The following is a 17,172-nucleotide window of genomic DNA, read 5'->3' as shown; positions in this document are numbered from 1 at the left end:
AGGATGACCTCGCCGCCGACCGTACCTCCTGCACCAGCTTTCTCGCCAATTGCATGCGCTTGTTGCTGCACGCGGCGGCCTACATCCTGCATCAGCAACTGCGTACCGAAGGGCTGCGGCATACCGCGCTGTCGCAGGCGCAGCCATCAACGGTCATTTCCAAACTGTTCAAAATCGCCGTGCAGGTCAGGCAGTACAAGAACAAGATTGTCCTTCACCTTCCGAGCGCCTGTCCGGCCAAACATCTGCTCCAGACCTTGACCGAACGACTGTACCTGTCGACACCGGCCAGGTCCCTCAACTCGTCCTGAGTAAGCCACGTCCGGTCTGCCGAGAACTGACCACCAACCCGCCAACCTTCAACCGCATACCGCGCCATTCGATGTCCCGTTCAATCGGGTAGGGCATCCATTACCCGCGACCATCGAAAACACTGCCGACGAGGTTTCGTATCGTCCAGCCAGCAACGCACTGGCAGTTCATGAAACATTCAGGCTAGTGTCCTGAGTTGGGAATTCGTTGATGATTAAATATGGCGACATTGTGCCGAGACAAGGAACAAAGCGCAAACAGGCAAACGCCTGGCGAGTATTTGTGACGCGGTATCGGCGCGATGATCGCCGTATTTATTCAACGAATTTTTGACTCAGGACACTAGGTACGCGCGCAGACGTACAGGCCAGAATTTGGCGAACATGGCCGGATGAGATTGCCGTGCACCCTCCGCGAACGCAGTGCGAGCGCTGCGAGCGGGAGGGCAAGGCCGCAGCGCGCCGGCCGTGGAAGACAACAATGAGCCATATTCATGGGCGGGTGCTCAGAGCCTGTCTCGGTAGGCCGGCGTCGCACCCGGCAATGCCATTGATCCGGTTCATTCACCTGCCCATCTTAGGCCGGCATCGGCCCGCGTCAATCACCCACTGTTGAGGGCGCGCAAAGCGCCCGCAACCCCCATTCCCATCCTCCGGTATAACAATGCCTCCCGGCATGCATGGCAACTCTGTTAGTCACCGCACAGTGAGCAGACGGCAATCGTTATATTTTTTGTATTCGGCACCAATAACAGGTGTCACCACCGCGCTGGTAACAAACTTTTAGAGGAATGGATCATGGACAATCAAAAATCGAACGGCGGCAACGCAAGCAATCTGGGTAACGAAGGTTCGGGCAGCAGCATGGGCAAGGATCTTGGCGCCGGCCGTAGCGACAATAACAAGCCCAATGACAACAACAAGCCCAATGACAACATGGGTAGCGATCTGAGCAAAAGCGCGAGCGATATGCACAAAACCATCGACAAGGCCGCCGATGCCGCCCAGCCGATCGTCGATCGCATGGCTTCCAGCGCCCACGCCGGTGTCGATAAAGTCAGCGGCGCCCTGAGCGGCGTGACTGGTCGCGTCGACGAAAAGACCCGCCAGCTGACCGACGCCTACAAAAACTTCGCAGAAACCGGCCGCGACTATGTCCGCACCAGCCCGGCGACCTCGATCCTGGTAGCGCTGGGCGTCGGTTATACGCTGTCGAAACTGCTGGGCCGTCGTAACTGATCTGCGCTGTCATGCGCTGGCATGGTCCCGGCCGGCTCACACCGGCCGGGCCAGCCCCGTACGTTCCTACACCCCCGTTTTGATCGTTTCGCTACCTTGCCCTGGCAGGTGGTGTCGCATTTCCGCGCCGGTCTCTCGTCCCACACATTTTAGTTGAGGTATTCAATGGTCACACGTAAGAAAACTGGCTCCTCGGAAGATGGCGCCGGCTCCATCCTGAGCACCGTCTCCGGACCCTCCAACGCGCAGCCGCCCGCCAGCCTGGGCAGCAGCGATCCTATCGCGGAACAGTTGCTGGTCAAGACCGTCGCCGGCCAACAACTGGCGGCAGCGATGCCGTTCAATCCGAACAAGCCGGCCGAGTACGGCGACGCTTCGCGCACGCCGCCGCCGGGCGCCACGGCCGAACCATCGAACCCGCTGGCCACCGGCAGCACCCCGACCGAAACCATCGCCTCCGCCAAGCTCGGCAGCGGCGAACCACCAGCGGGCGTCAATCCGACCGTCGGGCCGCTCGACCGCGTGCGCGTCGATAGCGGCGGACAAGTCCTGACCACCAACCAGGGCGTTCCGATTGCCGATAACCAGCATTCGCTCAAGATCGGCCTGCGTGGCCCGACCGCGCTGGAAGACTTTATCCTGCGCGAGAAAATCACCCATTTCGACCACGAGCGCATCCCCGAGCGCGTGGTGCACGCCCGCGGCTCGGCTGCGCACGGCTATTTCGAGAGCTACCAGGACCTGAGCGCGGTGACCCGCGCCTCGCTGTTTGCCCAGCCCGGCAAGCGCACTCCCGTGTTCACTAGGTTTTCGACTGTCGCCGGCGAAAGAGGTTCCTCCGACACCGTACGCGATGTGCGCGGTTTCGCCGTCAAGTTCTATACGGACGAAGGCAACTGGGATCTGGTCGGCAACAACATGCCTGTTTTCTTTATCCAGGACGCCATGAAGTTCCCCGACCTGGTGCATTCGGTTAAGCCCGAGCCGCACCATGCGATGCCGCAAGCATCGAGCGCCCACGATACCTTCTGGGACTTTGTCTCGCTGATGCCGGAATCGACCCACATGCTGCTGTGGCAAATGTCGGACCGCGCCATTCCGCGCAGCTATCGCACCATGCAGGGTTTCGGCGTGCACACCTTCCGCCTGGTCAATGCGGCCGGCGCGTCGGTGTTCTGCAAATTCCACTGGACCCCGCTGCAGGGCACGCACTCGCTGGTGTGGGACGAGGCCGCCAAGCTGGTCGGCGCCGATCCCGACTACCATCGGCGCGACCTGTGGGAAGCCATCGACAGCGGCAATTTCCCCGAGTGGGAGCTGGCGCTGCAGATCTTCACCGAAGAGCAAGCCGAGTCGTTCGCCTTCGACGTGCTCGACCCGACCAAGATCGTGCCCGAAGAATTGGTGCCACTCACGCCGGTGGGCAAGATGGTGCTCAACCGTAATCCGGACAACTTCTTCGCCGAAACGGAACAGGTGGCCTTCTGTACCGCCCACGTCGTTCCCGGCATCGATTTCAGTAACGATCCGCTGCTGCAAGGCCGTATCCATTCCTACCTCGATACCCAGATCAGCCGCCTCGGTGGTCCGAACTTCCACGAGATCCCGGTCAACGCGCCGCTCGCGCCGGTGCACAATAACCAGCGCGAAGGCATGCACCGCCAGGCGATTCACCGTGGCCGCGTCAATTACGAGCCGAACTCGCTGGCCGGCGGTTGCCCGTTCCAGGCGGGCATGAAAAACGGCTTTACCAGCTTTCCGCAGACCATTTCGGAAGACAAGGTGCGCGGCAATCCGGAGCTGTTCGCCGATCACTATTCGCAGGCGCGCCTGTTCTTTAACAGCCAGAGCCCGGTCGAACAGGCCCACATTGCCGCCGCCTTCCGCTTCGAGCTGACGCGCGTGCAAACCCCGGCCGTGCGCGAGCGCGTGCTGGCCACCCTGGCCAATGTGAATCCGGTCCTGGCCGGTTCCGTTGCCAGCGGCCTGGGCATGGAGGTGCCGCCAGCGCTGCCGCTGGCGACCGACCGTCCGATGCATGAGTACGAACCGTCGCCGGCCCTGTCCTTGCTCAGCCGTCCGGGCGAAACCGGGATCCGCACGCGCAAGGTCGCGCTGCTGGTGGCCAACGGCGTCGACGGCGCCATGGTGCGCGCCATCTATAGTTCGCTGCTGGCAGATGGCGCCGTGCCGCGCGTGGTGGCCAGCCAGCTGGGCAAGGTCAAGACCAGCGACGGCGCCCCGCTCGACGTGGAAATCACGCTCGAAGCCGGTCCCTCGGTGCTGTACGACGCGGTGGTCGTGCCCGATGGCGATGCGGTCACCATTCTCAGCCGCGACGCCCATGCGCTCGACTTCGTGCGTGAGCAGTATCGTCACTGTAAGCCGATCCTGGTGGTCGGGGCCGGGGCCGCGCTGCTGAAACATGCCGGCGTGCCACCGGCCCTGCCGGACGGTTCGGCCGACCCGGCGCTGATCGGCACCGAAAGCGGGGCCCTGGCCCCGGCCTTGACAGCGTTCAAGAAGGCGCTGGCGGGTCACCGTTCTTTCGCGCGCGAAACTGATCCACCGAAAGTGTAAGCACGGGGTGTAACGCACAAACGAAAAAACGCCAGCATTGCTGGCGTTTTTTTCGTCTGAAGAACGGCGTGCGGATCAGCAGCGGAAGGTGTCGTGCTCGCCCTTGCGGCGACGCGACATGAAGCCGATCAGGCCCAGGCCGGCCAGCAGCATGGCATAGCTCTCCGGTTCCGGCACCGGCGTGGTCGGCACCTGGAAGGCGGTTTTGCCGAGGTCGCGTGCAAAGATGGTCAGGCTCGAGTAATCGGACAGCTTGCCGCCCGGGTTGAGCGCGTTCAGGGTCCAGCTGCCGCTGGTTTTGGAACCGGCGCCGAGGACTTCGTCATCGAACAACCAGGCCGAGCTGCCGCCGCCGGTGTGCATCGCAAACACCAGGTCGAGCTTGACGTTGTTTTTCAGGTCGTTGTTGGCCACAGTCCACGAACCATGGCGACCGTCGGTCTTGTCGAAGGTGAAGGTCAGGCTGGTGCCCAGTTTGCTGGTCGAGATGGCCACGCCGTTGTCGGCTTTGCTGCCGAAGGCGGCGATCGAGGTCCAGCCCTGCTTCGAGCCGTACAGCGCAAAGTCGCTGGCGAAACCGCTGCTGTTGCCGTTGCTGCCTTGCTGGGGATTGACGCTGCCGGCATAGTCGACCGCGTCGGCGCTCACGCCGTTGAGGCTGACATCGCTCTTGCTCGTCTTGCCGGCACTGCCATTGGCGGCGTGCGCGCCGGTGGCGAACAGGATGGTCGTGAAGAGTGCCGCGCCCAGGCTAATCGTTTTGGCAATGTTTTTCATATCGTTTCCAATGTTTAAGAAAGTGATCGAGAAAGCATTGCGGGGGTTAGGCAGCGCTTGATGCAAATGCGGAAGTACAGCACGCATAGTACCTGATGTATTGATGAGATTCAAGTGAGAAAGTTATATGTGCGCAATTTAACTGGCTCAAATGCAACTATTGCGTCTTACGATCTTTCTCGTATGAAATATCATCGGGTCGGGAAAACCATTCGACCGGGCTCAACGGCGGGCTGCGCGCGCCGCAACGGCTCAGTAATGGCAGGTCATCGACGCGCCCGGGATGCAAGGCGCAACGTTGCTGCAATCCAACAAAAACGCCAGCGCGAGGCTGGCGTCGATCGAGGTGCGCGAACGCGCGCTGATCAGCTGAACAGCGGCTGTGCGACCTTGCGCCGGCGCGTCATGAAGCCGACCAGGCCCAGTCCGGCGATCAGCATGACATAGGTTTCCGGTTCCGGCACCGGGGTGCTCGGTACCTCGAAGGCGGTCTTGCTGACGTCGCGCGCGAAAATGGTCAGGTTCTCGTAGCCGGCCTTGTTGCCGAACAGGGCCAGGCCGTTGAAGGTCCAGCTGCCGTTGCTGGTCGACGCGGCGCCGATGGTTTCATTGTCGAACAAGAAGGCCGAGCTGCCCATGCCGCCGTACATGGCGAATACCAGGTCCAGCTTGACGTTGTTCTTCGTATCGTTGTTGGCGACGGTCCACGCACCGTGGCGGCTGTCGGCCTTGTCGAAGGTGAAGGTCAGGTTCGTGCCCAGCTTGCGGCTCGTGATGGCCACGCCATTGTCGGCGCTGCTGCCGAAGGCGGCGATCGAGGTCCAGCCCTGCTTCGAGCCGTACAGCGCGAAGTCGCTGGCAAAGCCGCCGCTGCCGCCCTTGGTGACGAAAAAGCCCTGGGGATTGACCAGCACAGCGTAGTCGACCGCGTCTGCGGCGGCGCCCTTGAGCGTGACGTCGCTTTTAGCGGTCGTGCCATTCCAGGTCGCATGCGCGCTCGAGGCGAACAGCAGGGAGGTGCACAGTGCCGCACACACGGTAATATTTTTAGCAATGTTTTTCATGTCGTTTCCGGTGACGAGGAGGGAAGGAAGAAAGCATTGCGGGGATGAGGCAAGGCTTGCTGCAAATGCAGTAACGGCGCACATCATAGCGCGTATATTGCTGTTTTTCAAGCAATAAAGTTATATTGATGCAATTTAACTGATAAAAACACAACGCCAGCGTCCGCGCGTCCTTGCATAAAGAAAAACGCCAGCGCGAGGCTGGCGTCGAGGATGATGGCCTTGCCGTCCTATTTCGACAACTCGACCGCCGGCTTGTGGGCGGGCCCGCCCTTGTCCCGGCGCAGATACCGCATGCCGCGCTTGAGCAAGTGTTCCAGGTCATCGATGTAGGTGAACACGGCCGGCACTACCAGCAAACTGAGCAGGGTGGAAGTGATCAGGCCGCCGATCACGGCAATCGCCATCGGCGAACGGAAGCTCGGGTCGGCGCCCCAGCCCAGCGCCAGCGGCATCATGCCGGCGCCCATGGCGATGGTGGTCATGATGATCGGGCGGCTGCGCTTGTGGCAGGCGTCGACCAGCGCATCGAAGCGGCTCATGCCCGCCTGGCGCGCCAGGATCGCATAATCGACCAGCAGGATCGAGTTCTTGGTCACGATCCCCATCAGCATGATCAGGCCGATCATGGACGGCATCGAGAGCGCCTTCCCGGTCAGCAGCAGCGCCACGAAAGCGCCGCCGATCGACAGCGGCAGCGCCGCCAGGATGGTAATCGGCTGCATGAAGTCCTTGAACAGCAGCACCAGCACGCCGTAGATGCACAGCACCCCGATCAGCATCGCCACGCCGAAGCTGGCGAACAGCGCCTGCATCTCCTGGGCGTCGCCCAGTTCCGCGATCTTCACCGACGCCGGCAGGTTTTTCATCGAGGGCAGGGCGCGCGCTTCGTCATTGACCTCGCCCAGCGAGCGGCCCGACAGCTCCACTTCGAGCGTCACATTGCGGCTGCGATTGAGGCGGTCGATCTGCGCCGGTCCGCTTTCCATCGTGATCGACGCCACGTTGTCGAGCATGACCGGGCCGTTCTTGCCCGGCACCGTCAGCCGTCCCAGCGCCGACAGGTCGGCCCGCACCGCGTCCGGCAGCTTGACCCGGATCGGCACCTGGCGCTCGCTCAGGTTCATCTTGGTCAGCGCCGTGTCGTAGTCGCCGGCGGTGGCCACGCGCACCGTCTCGCCGATGGACGCGGCGGTCACGCCCATGTCGGCCGCCCTGGCAAAGTCGGGGCGCACGATGATCTCCGGGCGCACCAGCGAGGCGCTCGAACTGACGTTGCCGATGCCCTTGAGCGTACGCAGTTCGCGTTCCACCGCCTGCGCCGCGCCGGTCAGCGCAAGCGGATCTTCGCTGCGCAGCACCAGCTGCATTTTGACGCCCGTATCGGCCGGGCCCACGTTGAACCTGGCGCCGGGAATCTGATCGAGCCTGGCGCGGATCTGGCGTTCCAGCTGGTCCATCGATTCCTTGCGGTCGTTGCGGTGCAGCGTGGTCAGGGTCAGCACCGCGCGCCGCGCTTCGGCCGAGGCGCCAGGCGCGAACGCGTCGCCGCTCGAGCCGCCGCCGATCGAACTGAAGACGCCCTTGATGCCCGCCACTTCCATCGCCGCCAGGCGTGCCCGTTCGGCCACCGCGCGCGTTTCGACCAGGGTGGAACCGGGCGGCAGTTCGACGTTGATCATGGTCTGGGCGCGGTCGGCCGCCGGTACGAAGCCGGTCGGCAGCAGCGGCACCAACGCGATCGAACCGACAAAAAACAGGGCCGAGGCGATCGCGGTGACCAGGCGGTGGTTCAGGCACCATTTCATGGCCGCCATGTAGCGCTGCATGATCCAGCCGTCTTTTTCCTCCCCGTGCGGCAGATCCTTGAGGATGTAGGCCGCCATCATCGGGGTAAGCAGGCGCGCCACCACCAGCGAGGCCAGGATCGCCAGCACCGCGGTCCAGCCGAACTGCTTGAAGAACAGGCCCGGCACGCCGCCCATGAAGGCGGTCGGCAGGAACACCGCCACCAGCGCGAACGTGGTGGCGATGACCGCCATGCCGATTTCGTCGGCCGCTTCCATGGCCGCCTGCATCGGGGTCTTGCCCATGCGCAGATGGCGCGAAATGTTCTCGATCTCGACGATCGCATCGTCCACCAGCACCCCGACCACCAGCGCCAGCGACAGCAGGGTCACGGTGTTGAGCGTGTAGCCGAACAAATATTGGCCAAGGAAAGCGGGAATCACCGACAGCGGCAGCGCGGCGGCCGCCACCAGGGTGGCGCGCCAGTCGCGCAGGAACCACCACACCACCAGCACCGCCAGGATCGCGCCTTCGTACAGCAGTTCCATCGAGCCGTCGAAATTTTCTTCCACCGGCTGGGCGTTGTCGATCACTTCTTTCAATGCCACGTTGGCGTGCGCCGCCTGCAGTTCGGCCATGGCCGCACGGGTACCCTCGGCCACCTTGGTTTCGCTGGCGCCCTTGGTGCGGAAAATCTCGAAGGCGACCACGCGCTTGCCATCCTGCTCGGCCACCGCACGCGGCTCGGCCACCGTATCGCTCACGCTGGCGATCTGGTCGAGGCGTACGCGCCGTCCGTCCGGCAGGGGAATATCCATCGCCGCCAGCTGGTCCGCCGTCTGCACGGTGGCGATGGTGCGCACCGACTGCTCGGCGCCCGACACGTCACCGCGTCCGCCCGGCGCCTCGCGCTGCACGTTGCGCAACTGGCGCGACACGTCCACCGCCGCCACCTGCAGCGCCGCCATGCGGGCATCGTCGAGTTCCACGCGGATCTCGCGCGTGACGCCGCCCACGCGCTTGACCGAACCGACGCCCGGCACGTTCAAGAGGCGCTTGGCCACCGTGTTGTCGACGAACCAGCTCAGTTCCTGGTCGTCCAGCGGCACGCCGCCCTTGCCCGGCGCGGCCACCGCGGTGTAGGTCAGGATTACGCGCCCGGCCGTGGAAATCTTGGTCACGGTCGGATCGCGCATTTCGGCGGGCAGGTCGGGCTTGACCCGCGCCACCGCGTCGCGCACATCGTTCACGGCTTCCGAGATATTCTTCTCGAGGATAAATTCGACCGTGACCGTGGCCACGCCATCGAGCACTTTGGTGGCGATGTTCTTCACGCCTTGCAAGGTGGCGATCGAATCCTCGATCTTGCGCGCCACTTCCGTTTCCAGCTGCGCCGGCGCGGCGCCGTCGAGCGTGGCGGTGACGACAACGATCGGCAGTTCGATGTCCGGAAAGTCCTGCACCGCGTTGGCCTTGTAGGCCAGCAGTCCGGCCAGGGTCAGCAACGCGAAGAGCATGATCGCCGGTATCGGGTTCTTGATCGATAAAGATGAAAAATTCATGGCGTTTCCTTATTTGGCGGCGCTTGCGGACACCTTCGCCGGCGCGGCTGCGGGCGCGGCGACATTGCGTACCAGGTCGCCCTCGTTCAAAAAGCCCGCGCCGCTGACCACCACCAGCGAATCGGCAGTCAAGCCCTTGGTCACTTCGATGCGCTCGCCCAGGCGCCGACCGGCCTGCACCTTGAGCTGGCTGACGCGCCCGTCCTGGTTCAGGCGGAACACATAGCTGAAGCCGTCGCGCACCACCACCGACTGCTGCGGCACGGTCATGGCGTCCGAGGTGCCCAGTTCGAACTGGCCGCTGGCGAACATGCCGGCCTTGAAGGGCGCGTTGGCGCCTGCGCTCTGCGGCAGGTCGACATACACCAGCGCGGAGCGGGTCTGCGGATCGATGGTCGGCGCGATCATGCGCACCTTGCCGGTCAGTTCACTGCCGTTGGCCGCCTTGACCACGGCGCTGGTGCCGGGCTTGATGCGCGCCAGTTCGGCCGCCGTGACTTCGGCGCGCCACTCGAGGCGCCCCTGGCGGATCATGCGGAACAGTTCCGTGCCCACGCCCACCACCGAACCGACGGTGGCGGTGCGCGCCGAAATCACGCCATCGTCGGGCGCCACCACCTGCGTGTACTTCAGGCGCAGCTGCTGCGACGACAGCGCCGCCTTGGCCGAGGCGATGCGCGCCCTGGCGGTCTGCTCGGCCGTCTTGTACTGGCTGATCTGCTGGCCCGACAGCGCGCCCGAATTTTCCAGGGTGCGGGCGCGCGCCGCGTTGGCCACTGCTTCGGCGGCATTCGCCTCGGCTTCCAGCAAACCCGCGCGCGCCTGCGCCACATCGGCGTTGACGCTGTCGGCCGAGAACACGGCCAGCACCTGGCCTTTTTTAACAACGTCGCCGACGTTGACCTTCACGTCGGTCAGGCGCAGCCCGCCCGACTCGCTGCCGATCACCGCTTCCTGCCAGGCGGCCACGTTGCCGTTGGCGCCCAGCTTGATGGCCAGGCTGGCCGGCGACGGCCGGGTGGTGGTGACGGTGAGCGCGGGTTTGGGCGCGGCGTCTTTCTTGTCGTCGGCTGCCACCGAATCGGGCGAGACGGCCATCAGGCCGCCCGTGGCCAGCACCAGGGCGCCGATCACCAGCGCGGCGGCCGGTTTGAGCTTGAGGTTCTTCAAAGTGTAGTGTGTGGAGTTTGTCATGGTGTTCTATCCGTAGTCGTGTCGGGGCGGTCAGTTCGGGGTGGCGGTCCAGCCGCCGCCGGCGGCGCGGTACAAGGCCACCGATGCGGCGCTGCGCTCGCGCTGCAAGGTCACGACCGCATTTTCGGCGGCCAGCCGCGTGCGGCGCGCGTCTTCCAGTTCGAGCAGGCTGCCCAGTCCATTCTTGTAGCGGTCTTCGGCGGCGCGAAAAGCTGCGCGGTAGCCGTCCAGAGACACTTGCGCATCAAAGCTGCGCTCGGCCGTGCTGTTCAGGTTCACCAGCGCCTGTTCGACCTCGCTCACGGCGCGCCGCGCGCTGGCGCGGTACGACACCACGGCCGCGTCGTAGCGCGCCCTGGCCGCGTCCACATTGGCGCTGCGCCGCCCGCCATCGAAGATCGGCAGGGTCAACGCCAGCGGGCCGATGCTCCAGGTGTCGAACTGGTTGTTCTCGCCGCCGCTGCGAAAATTCGCACGTCCGATGGAGCCTTGCAGCGACAGGCGCGGGTAGCGCTGCGCCTGCGCGCTGCCGACCTCGAAGCTGGCCGCCGCCACTTCACGTTCGGCGGTAAACACGTCGGGCCGCTGGGCCAGCACCTGGGCCGGCAAGGCCGCAATCGCGGGCGCCGGCGGCGCCACCGGCGTTGTGGCCAGCAGGCGCGCGCGCAGGTCCGGTTCGTCGATTGCCGTCAACGCCACCAGCGTTTTGATATCGATGTCGCACAAGGCGCGCTGCAAGGTGGCGCGGCTCTTGCCCTCGGCTGCGCTGGCGCGCGCCAGGGCCGCCGTGGCGGGAGCCTGGAAGCCGGCGTCGGCCGACAGGCCGGTCAGGCGCGCCGTGTCTTCGCGCGAGGCGGCGTCCAGACGCGCCACCGCCAGCAACTGCTCGCACGAGCGCAGGCTGTAATACTGGTTCGCCACTTCGGCCGCCACCGCCACGCGTGCATCGTGCCAGCTGGCGCGCGCACCCGCCAGGCGTTCCTCGGTGGCGTTGCGGGTGGCGCGCAGGCCGCCGAACAGGTCGATTTCCCATGCGCTTTGCAGCCCCCCCTGGCCGGTGGTGCCGCCGGGCTGGGCACCTTGCTGGTTGACGCGGCTCACGCTCATGCTCGCGTCCAGCGTCGGCGCCAGCGCGGCGCCGGCGGCGACACGGTCGGCGCGCGACTGCACGATGCGCGAGCGCGCCGTGGCCACGTTCGGGCTGGCCGTCTGCGCCGCCTCCACCAGTTGCGCCAGCAGCGGGTCGCCCTGCTCGCGCCACCACAGCGACAGGTCGGTCAGGCTGCCGTTGTGCGGCAGGGGCGCCTGCCATTGGGGCGGCATGGGGGCCTCGGTCTTGCCTGGTGGCGCCAGCGCGCACCCTCCCAGCGCCAGCGGCAGCAGGGCCGCACTCAGTACATGGACGATCTTCATGCTTTCTTCTTTCGTGGCTTGGTAATAGGTTGTGCGGCGCCGGCCTTGCGGCGCGCCAGTTCGGCGTTGACCATTGCTTCGCCATAGTCGACCAGGCGCGCCATCCAGGCATCGATGGCGGCGTCGTTTTCCAGCAGGTGCGGGTTGATGCGGTCGATCACGTCGCGCGTGACCATCAGCTGCACCGCCAGGCCGACCACCGAGAAGCCCAGGCGCAGCAGGTCGTCGTCCGGCGTGGCCAGGCCCAGGTGGCGGCCCAGCACCATCACCAGCGCCGCGTGGGCCGGCTTGATGCCGTTGTCGATTTCCTCGGCCCATACGCCGGTCGGCTCGAGCATCTCGCGAAACCACAGCCGCATCGACAGGCGCGCCATGTCGCCGCGTTTCAGGTCGGCCATCATGATGCCGTAGAAGCCTTCGAGCGTCTCGCGCAGGGTGGCGTCGGACGCGGTGAACGCCTCCAGGTTGGCCTCGCAGCCGGGCGACGGTTCGGTGAAGGCGGCGCGGTACAGGCCGGCCTTGTCGCCGAAGTAGTAGCTGATCGACGCGATATTGGTGCCGGCGGCCAGCGCGATCTCGCGGGTGGAGGTTTTGGCGAAGCCCTGCTCGGCGAACAGGCGGGTCGCCGCCAGCAGCAGCCGCTCGCGCGACTGCGCTCCGTCCGAGCGCGTGCGGCGCGCATCGTCGGCCAGTAACGTTGGTGTTTTTTCCATTCCGCGATTTAATCACGAAAATCAAACGAGTGATATAACTAAAGCGTTTGTTTTAACTAAACCGGCAAATCTTTACATTCGGGTTACATTGTGGCCCACCTTGTGCGCAAATGAGCGGGAACTTTTTGCCGGTTCAGGCGCAATACCTGTAAGGCGGGGATATTCCCGCCACTTTTCGATCGGCTTGCCCATGAAACGCTATGTCTTCGCCCTGTTCGCCGCTGCCGCGCTGGCCGGCGCGCGCGCCGCGCCGCTGCCGCCCGGCCAGGAGGCAGCCCATGTACTGAACCGGATCGCCTTCGGCCCCGCGCCGGGCGACCTGGAACGCGTGAGCCGCAGCGGCGTGCGCGCCTATATCGACAGCCAGCTCGCGCCGGAATCGATCGCCTTGCCGGCCGCCCTGAGCGCGCGCCTGGCCGGCCTGGAAACGCCGAACCGCAGCGCCGGCAAGACCCTTGCCGAATTTGAAGAAGCGCGCCGCAACGCGCGCGACGAAACGCCGGCCGCCCAGGAGCTGCGCCGCGCGCGCGTTGCCCGCATCGCCCGCGAAACGGCCGAAGCGCGCCTGCTGCGCGCGGTCCAGAGTCCGCGCCAGCTCGAAGAAGTGATGGTCGACTTCTGGTTCAACCACTTCAACGTGGCCGCCTCCAAGGGCAATGTGCAGGCGCTGGTCGCCAGCTACGAGCGCGATGCGATCCGGCCCTACGTGTTCGGCTCCTTCCGCCAACTGCTGGGCGCCACCGCGAAGCACCCGGCCATGCTGTACTACCTCGACAACTACCTGTCCGCAGCTGCCGCGCCGGCCAAAGCCAAGGGGCGCGCGCGCGGCCTGAACGAAAACTACGCGCGCGAACTGATGGAACTGCACACGCTCGGCGTCGACGGCGGCTACAGCCAGCGCGACGTGACCGAACTGGCGCGCATGCTGACCGGCTGGACTTACGACCAGCGCGCCCTGATCGGCGAAGACCAGCTATTCCGCTTCGATCCGAAGCGCCACGACCAGGGCGCCAAGACCTGGCTGGGACGCGCGGTGCCGGCCGCCGGCCAGCAGGAAGGCGAGATGGCGCTCGACGTGCTGGCCATGCATCCGGCCACGGCGCGCCACCTGAGCTACAAGCTGGCCCAGTATTTCGTGCGCGACGATCCGCCGCCGGCGCTGGTCGAGCGGCTGGCGGGAACCTGGCAAGCCAATGGCGGCGACATTCGCGGCGTGCTACGGGTGCTGTTCGCCAGCGACGAATTCATGGCCCCAAGCGCAATCGGCACCAAGTTCAAGACCCCGTACCAGTATGTGGTGTCGGCGGCGCGCGCCAGCGCCACGCCGCCGGGCGACATCGGCCCGCTGCTCGGCGCCCTGAACCAGCTCGGCATGCCGCTGTACGGCTGCCAGACGCCGGATGGCTACAAGAATACCGAGGCGGCCTGGATGAATCCGCACGCGCTGACCCGGCGCATCGTGTTCGCCACGGCGCTCGGCGCGGGGCGGCTGGCGCTGGCCAAAGGCGCGCCAGTGGTGGCGCTGGAGGATGCCAGTTCGGTCACGCCGGCCCCGCTCGATCCTTTGCTGCTGGCGTCGACCCTGGGTGCTTCGGTGTCGCCGCGCACCCAGGAGCTGGTGGCGGCGTCGCCGGTCGCCCTGCGCGCGGCGATGCTGCTCGGCGGCCCCGATTTCATGCAGCGCTAACAGGAGAACCACATGCAACGCAGAGACTTTTTATCCTCGATGGCGGCCGGCGCCAGCCTGCTGGTGCCGGTCGGGCGCAGCGCCTGGGCCGCCAGCGGGGCCAGCGACACTGGCGACACCGGCGCCACGCGCCAGAAACTGATCGTCGTGATGCTGCGCGGCGCGGTCGATGGCCTGAACGTGGTCGCGCCCGTGGGCGACGCCAACTACCGGCGCCTGCGCCCGACCATCGGACTGGAATTGCCCGGCGCGGATGGGGGCGCTCTCGACCTGGACGGCTACTTCGGCCTGCATCCCGCGCTGGCGCCCTTGATGCCGCTGTGGCAGCAAAAGCAGCTCGCGTTCGTGCATGCCAGCGGCTCGCCCGACGAGAGCCGTTCGCACTTCGACGCGCAGATCTATATGGAGACGGCCACGCCGGGCCGCAAAAGCACGCCGGATGGCTGGATGAACCGGCTGGTGACGGCGCTGCCGGGCCACTCCGCGGCCAGCCGCGCCATCAGTATCGGCCCGCTGATGCCACGCATCCTGAGCGGACCGGCGGCGGCCATCAACCTGCCCAATGGCGCCGGGGCGACGCGCGCCGATGTACTCGACCGCCCGGCGGTGGGCGCCGCGTTCGACCAGTTGTATGCGGCGCACGCGCGCTTCGGGCGCGCCTACAGCGAGGGCAGGGTGGCGCACAAAGAGGTGATGCAGGCGGCGATGACCCAGGAAATGCAGGCCGCCGACAACGGGGCGCCGCTGCCGAATGGTTTTCCGGACGATGCGGCGCGGCTGGCGGGCCTGATGCGCAGCGATCCGCGCATGCAGGTGGCGTTTATCGCGCTGGGGGGCTGGGACACGCATGCGAACCAGGGCGCGGCGAGCGGACAGCTGGCCAACCGGCTGGCGCCCGTGGGACTGGGACTGGCGACCCTGGCCCAGCGCCTCGGTCCGATGTTCGAGCACACGACCATCATCGTGATGTCGGAATTTGGCCGCACCGCGCGCCAGAACGGCAACGCCGGCACCGATCATGGTCATGGCAACGCCATGTGGCTGCTGGGCGGGCGCGTGGCCGGCGGCAAGGTGTATGGCGACTGGCAGGGCGTGGGCGACGACGCGCTCAACGAAGGACGCGACCTGCCGGTGAGTACCGATTTTCGCTCGGTGCTGGCGCAGGTGGCCGAAAAACACCTGCGTTTGCCGGATGGGCAGCTGGCCAGATTGTTTCCGGACATGCCACGCAAAGCGCTTGGGTTTCAATTATTGCAAGTGTAGGGCGGAATATTTGTATCCGTAGCGCAACACCGTAGAACTACCGTATTGCAGCGCACCATGAATGAGAATATAGTGGACTTGTCTCCTCCAGTTTTCTCAGAAGATTGGATTGCCGCCCGCACCGTCAAGGTCGCGGGCGTTTTTTTTGGGTGACAGGACGGTCTTCAGGTCAACGCGACAATTGTCGCTATCGCGGCGTTCAGCGTTTTTCGCGCAAAGCGAGGATGAAGGTGCTGCCGCTGCCGTAGGCGCTGGTGAAATACAGGCTGCCGCCCAGCAGATTGGCCAAGTTCTGGCACAGATACAGTCCCAGTCCCGCCCCCTCGGCATGCCGGGTGGAGGTCGAATCGAGCTGCGAAAACGCCTGGAACAGCTTCGACTGGTCTTCCGGCTTGATGCCGGCCCCGCTGTCGGTCACGCTGAACTCGGTGAGCAACTGGCTGGCCTCGAGTCGCTGCGACAAGGCCACCCTCACCGATCCCTGGTCCGTAAACTTGATCGCGTTATTGACCAGATTGATAATAATCTGGGTCAGCGCGCGCCGGTCCGAATCGATCACGATCGCTTCAGGCGGCAGCTCCAGCGACAGCGACAAGCCCTTTTGCGCGGCCAGCGGGCGCAGGGTGTCGGCCGTATTGTTGATCAGGTCCTGGCACTGCACGCGCTCGAGCGCCAGCGTTACCTTGCCGGCCTCGATCTTGGCGACATCCAGGATGTCGTTGATGAGCGATAGCAAATGGCGCGCGCTCGAACGGATGGTGTTGAGCTGCTTGTCCTGGTCCGGCGTGAGCGGGCCGGGTAGCTTCATCAACAGCGCCCCGGTAAAGCCGATGATGGCGTTGAGCGGCGTGCGCAGCTCGTGCGACATGTTGGCGATAAAGGCCGACTTCATGCGGCTCGCCTCGGCCAGTTCCAGGTTTTTGTGCGCGATTTCGCGGTTGATGGTTTCCAGCTCGGCCGCGTGGTGCGCCAGGCGCATATTGAGTTCGATCACCTGGCGCTCGCGCGCCTGCAATTCGCTGTTGACCTGCACCGCCTGTTCGTAGGTCGAAATGAGCAAGTCCAGGATCTGCTGGCGCCCGGCGTTGATAAAGTGCTTTTGGTTGCCGAGATAAAGCGCGATGCCCGCTTCCACCTCCACCGGGGGACCTTCGCGCAGGCGCAGGTTGAGCAGCATGTGGCTGATCCTGCCGAGCAGGTACTCCTCGGCGTACGGCTTGCGCACGAAATTATCGGCGCCGCACTCGATGCCGCGGATGATGTCCTTGGGGTCGTTCAGCGCGGTCACCAGAATGACCGGAATGTCGCGCAGGGCCGGGTCGGACTTGATTGTCCGGCAAAGTTCGTAGCCGTCCATCTCGGGCATGATGATGTCCGACAGGACCAGGTCGGGTTTTTGCTCACGGATCAGGGCAAGGGCCAGCTGGCCGTTCAGCGCCACGCGCACCCGGTACGACTTGGACTGGATCAGCCGCCGCAGCCGCTCGGCCTGGGTCGGGCTGTCTTCGACGATCAGTATCTCGAATTCTTCTGGCTGGATTTGGTACGTCGAGTCCACGACATGGCTCCTTGGACGGCGGC

12 protein-coding genes are annotated in these 17,172 nt (G+C 65.1%); 5 read left to right on the top strand and 7 right to left on the bottom strand.

Translation table 11 applies throughout. The features are described 5' to 3' along the window. From F2P46_RS21465 to F2P46_RS21455, 3 genes are all read left to right on the top strand, one after another. Positions 1-311, top strand: a 311-nt coding sequence (locus F2P46_RS21465) for a transposase (RefSeq protein ID WP_208296717.1), incomplete at its 5' end; no start/stop codon positions are given. A gap of 798 nt (positions 312-1,109) precedes the next feature. Next, positions 1,110-1,550 (top strand): hypothetical protein, encoded by a 441-nt coding sequence (locus F2P46_RS21460; RefSeq protein ID WP_229509384.1) that lies wholly within the window; start codon positions 1,110-1,112, stop codon positions 1,548-1,550. 165 nt (positions 1,551-1,715) lie between these two features. After that, entirely contained in the window at positions 1,716-4,130 is a 2,415-nt protein-coding gene (locus tag F2P46_RS21455) for a catalase (RefSeq protein ID WP_166893938.1), read from the top strand. A gap of 75 nt (positions 4,131-4,205) precedes the next feature. Here the strand turns inward: F2P46_RS21455 and F2P46_RS37805 are convergent, their stop codons facing one another. The 6 genes from F2P46_RS37805 to F2P46_RS21425 all read right to left on the bottom strand — a co-directional run bounded on the left by F2P46_RS37805 (position 4,206) and on the right by F2P46_RS21425 (position 12,641). Then, on the bottom strand, positions 4,206-4,907 hold the full coding sequence (locus tag F2P46_RS37805; RefSeq protein ID WP_229509383.1) for a PEP-CTERM sorting domain-containing protein: 702 nt from the start codon (positions 4,905-4,907) through the stop codon (positions 4,206-4,208). Positions 4,908-5,272: 365 nt separating this feature from the next. Beyond that, on the bottom strand, positions 5,273-5,971 hold the full coding sequence (locus F2P46_RS37800) for a PEP-CTERM sorting domain-containing protein (protein WP_229509382.1): 699 nt from the start codon (positions 5,969-5,971) through the stop codon (positions 5,273-5,275). 230 nt (positions 5,972-6,201) lie between these two features. Next, positions 6,202-9,321 carry an efflux RND transporter permease subunit gene (locus F2P46_RS21440; protein ID WP_166893936.1) on the bottom strand — a complete coding sequence of 1,040 codons (3,120 nt, stop codon included), beginning with the start codon at positions 9,319-9,321 and terminating at the stop codon, positions 6,202-6,204. A gap of 9 nt (positions 9,322-9,330) precedes the next feature. Next, entirely contained in the window at positions 9,331-10,491 is a 1,161-nt protein-coding gene (locus F2P46_RS21435) for an efflux RND transporter periplasmic adaptor subunit (RefSeq protein ID WP_229476677.1), read from the bottom strand. A gap of 54 nt (positions 10,492-10,545) precedes the next feature. Beyond that, entirely contained in the window at positions 10,546-11,928 is a 1,383-nt protein-coding gene (locus F2P46_RS21430) for an efflux transporter outer membrane subunit (protein WP_166893932.1), read from the bottom strand. Continuing rightward, positions 11,925-12,641, bottom strand: coding sequence for a CerR family C-terminal domain-containing protein (locus F2P46_RS21425; protein WP_166893930.1), 717 nt, complete (start codon positions 12,639-12,641; stop codon positions 11,925-11,927). The genes F2P46_RS21430 and F2P46_RS21425 overlap by 4 nt, the downstream gene beginning before the upstream one ends. Positions 12,642-12,831: 190 nt before the next feature. On the opposite strand from F2P46_RS21425, the gene F2P46_RS21420 reads away from it, so the two are divergent. Then, positions 12,832-14,328, top strand: a complete 1,497-nt coding sequence (locus F2P46_RS21420) for a DUF1800 domain-containing protein (RefSeq protein ID WP_166893928.1) — start codon at positions 12,832-12,834, stop codon at positions 14,326-14,328. Between the two features lie 12 nt (positions 14,329-14,340). Beyond that, complete coding sequence (locus tag F2P46_RS21415; protein WP_166893926.1) at positions 14,341-15,591, top strand: DUF1501 domain-containing protein; 1,251 nt, start codon at positions 14,341-14,343, stop codon at positions 15,589-15,591. Between the two features lie 199 nt (positions 15,592-15,790). On the opposite strand, the gene F2P46_RS21410 is transcribed toward F2P46_RS21415, so the two are convergent. Continuing rightward, entirely contained in the window at positions 15,791-17,149 is a 1,359-nt protein-coding gene (locus tag F2P46_RS21410) for a response regulator (RefSeq protein WP_166893924.1), read from the bottom strand. Positions 17,150-17,172: the final 23 nt, after the last annotated feature.

It is taken from the genome of Massilia sp. CCM 8734, from assembly GCF_011682155.1.
GTDB classification, from domain to species: domain Bacteria; phylum Pseudomonadota; class Gammaproteobacteria; order Burkholderiales; family Burkholderiaceae_D; genus Telluria_A; species Telluria_A rubra.
The sequence above is the reverse complement of the archived record's forward strand: the minus strand, read 5'-3'. Positions and strand labels throughout refer to the sequence as shown.

Coding starts and splice junctions, on each gene's coding strand:
- F2P46_RS37805 (WP_229509383.1), bottom strand. CDS start 4,907: ATGAAAAACATTGCCAAAACGATTAGCCTGGGCGCGGCACTCTTCACG.
- F2P46_RS21455 (WP_166893938.1), top strand. CDS start 1,716: ATGGTCACACGTAAGAAAACTGGCTCCTCGGAAGATGGCGCCGGCTCC.
- F2P46_RS21415 (WP_166893926.1), top strand. CDS start 14,341: ATGCAACGCAGAGACTTTTTATCCTCGATGGCGGCCGGCGCCAGCCTG.
- F2P46_RS21420 (WP_166893928.1), top strand. CDS start 12,832: ATGAAACGCTATGTCTTCGCCCTGTTCGCCGCTGCCGCGCTGGCCGGC.
- F2P46_RS21440 (WP_166893936.1), bottom strand. CDS start 9,321: ATGAATTTTTCATCTTTATCGATCAAGAACCCGATACCGGCGATCATG.
- F2P46_RS21425 (WP_166893930.1), bottom strand. CDS start 12,641: ATGGAAAAAACACCAACGTTACTGGCCGACGATGCGCGCCGCACGCGC.
- F2P46_RS37800 (WP_229509382.1), bottom strand. CDS start 5,971: ATGAAAAACATTGCTAAAAATATTACCGTGTGTGCGGCACTGTGCACC.
- F2P46_RS21460 (WP_229509384.1), top strand. CDS start 1,110: ATGGACAATCAAAAATCGAACGGCGGCAACGCAAGCAATCTGGGTAAC.
- F2P46_RS21430 (WP_166893932.1), bottom strand. CDS start 11,928: ATGAAGATCGTCCATGTACTGAGTGCGGCCCTGCTGCCGCTGGCGCTG.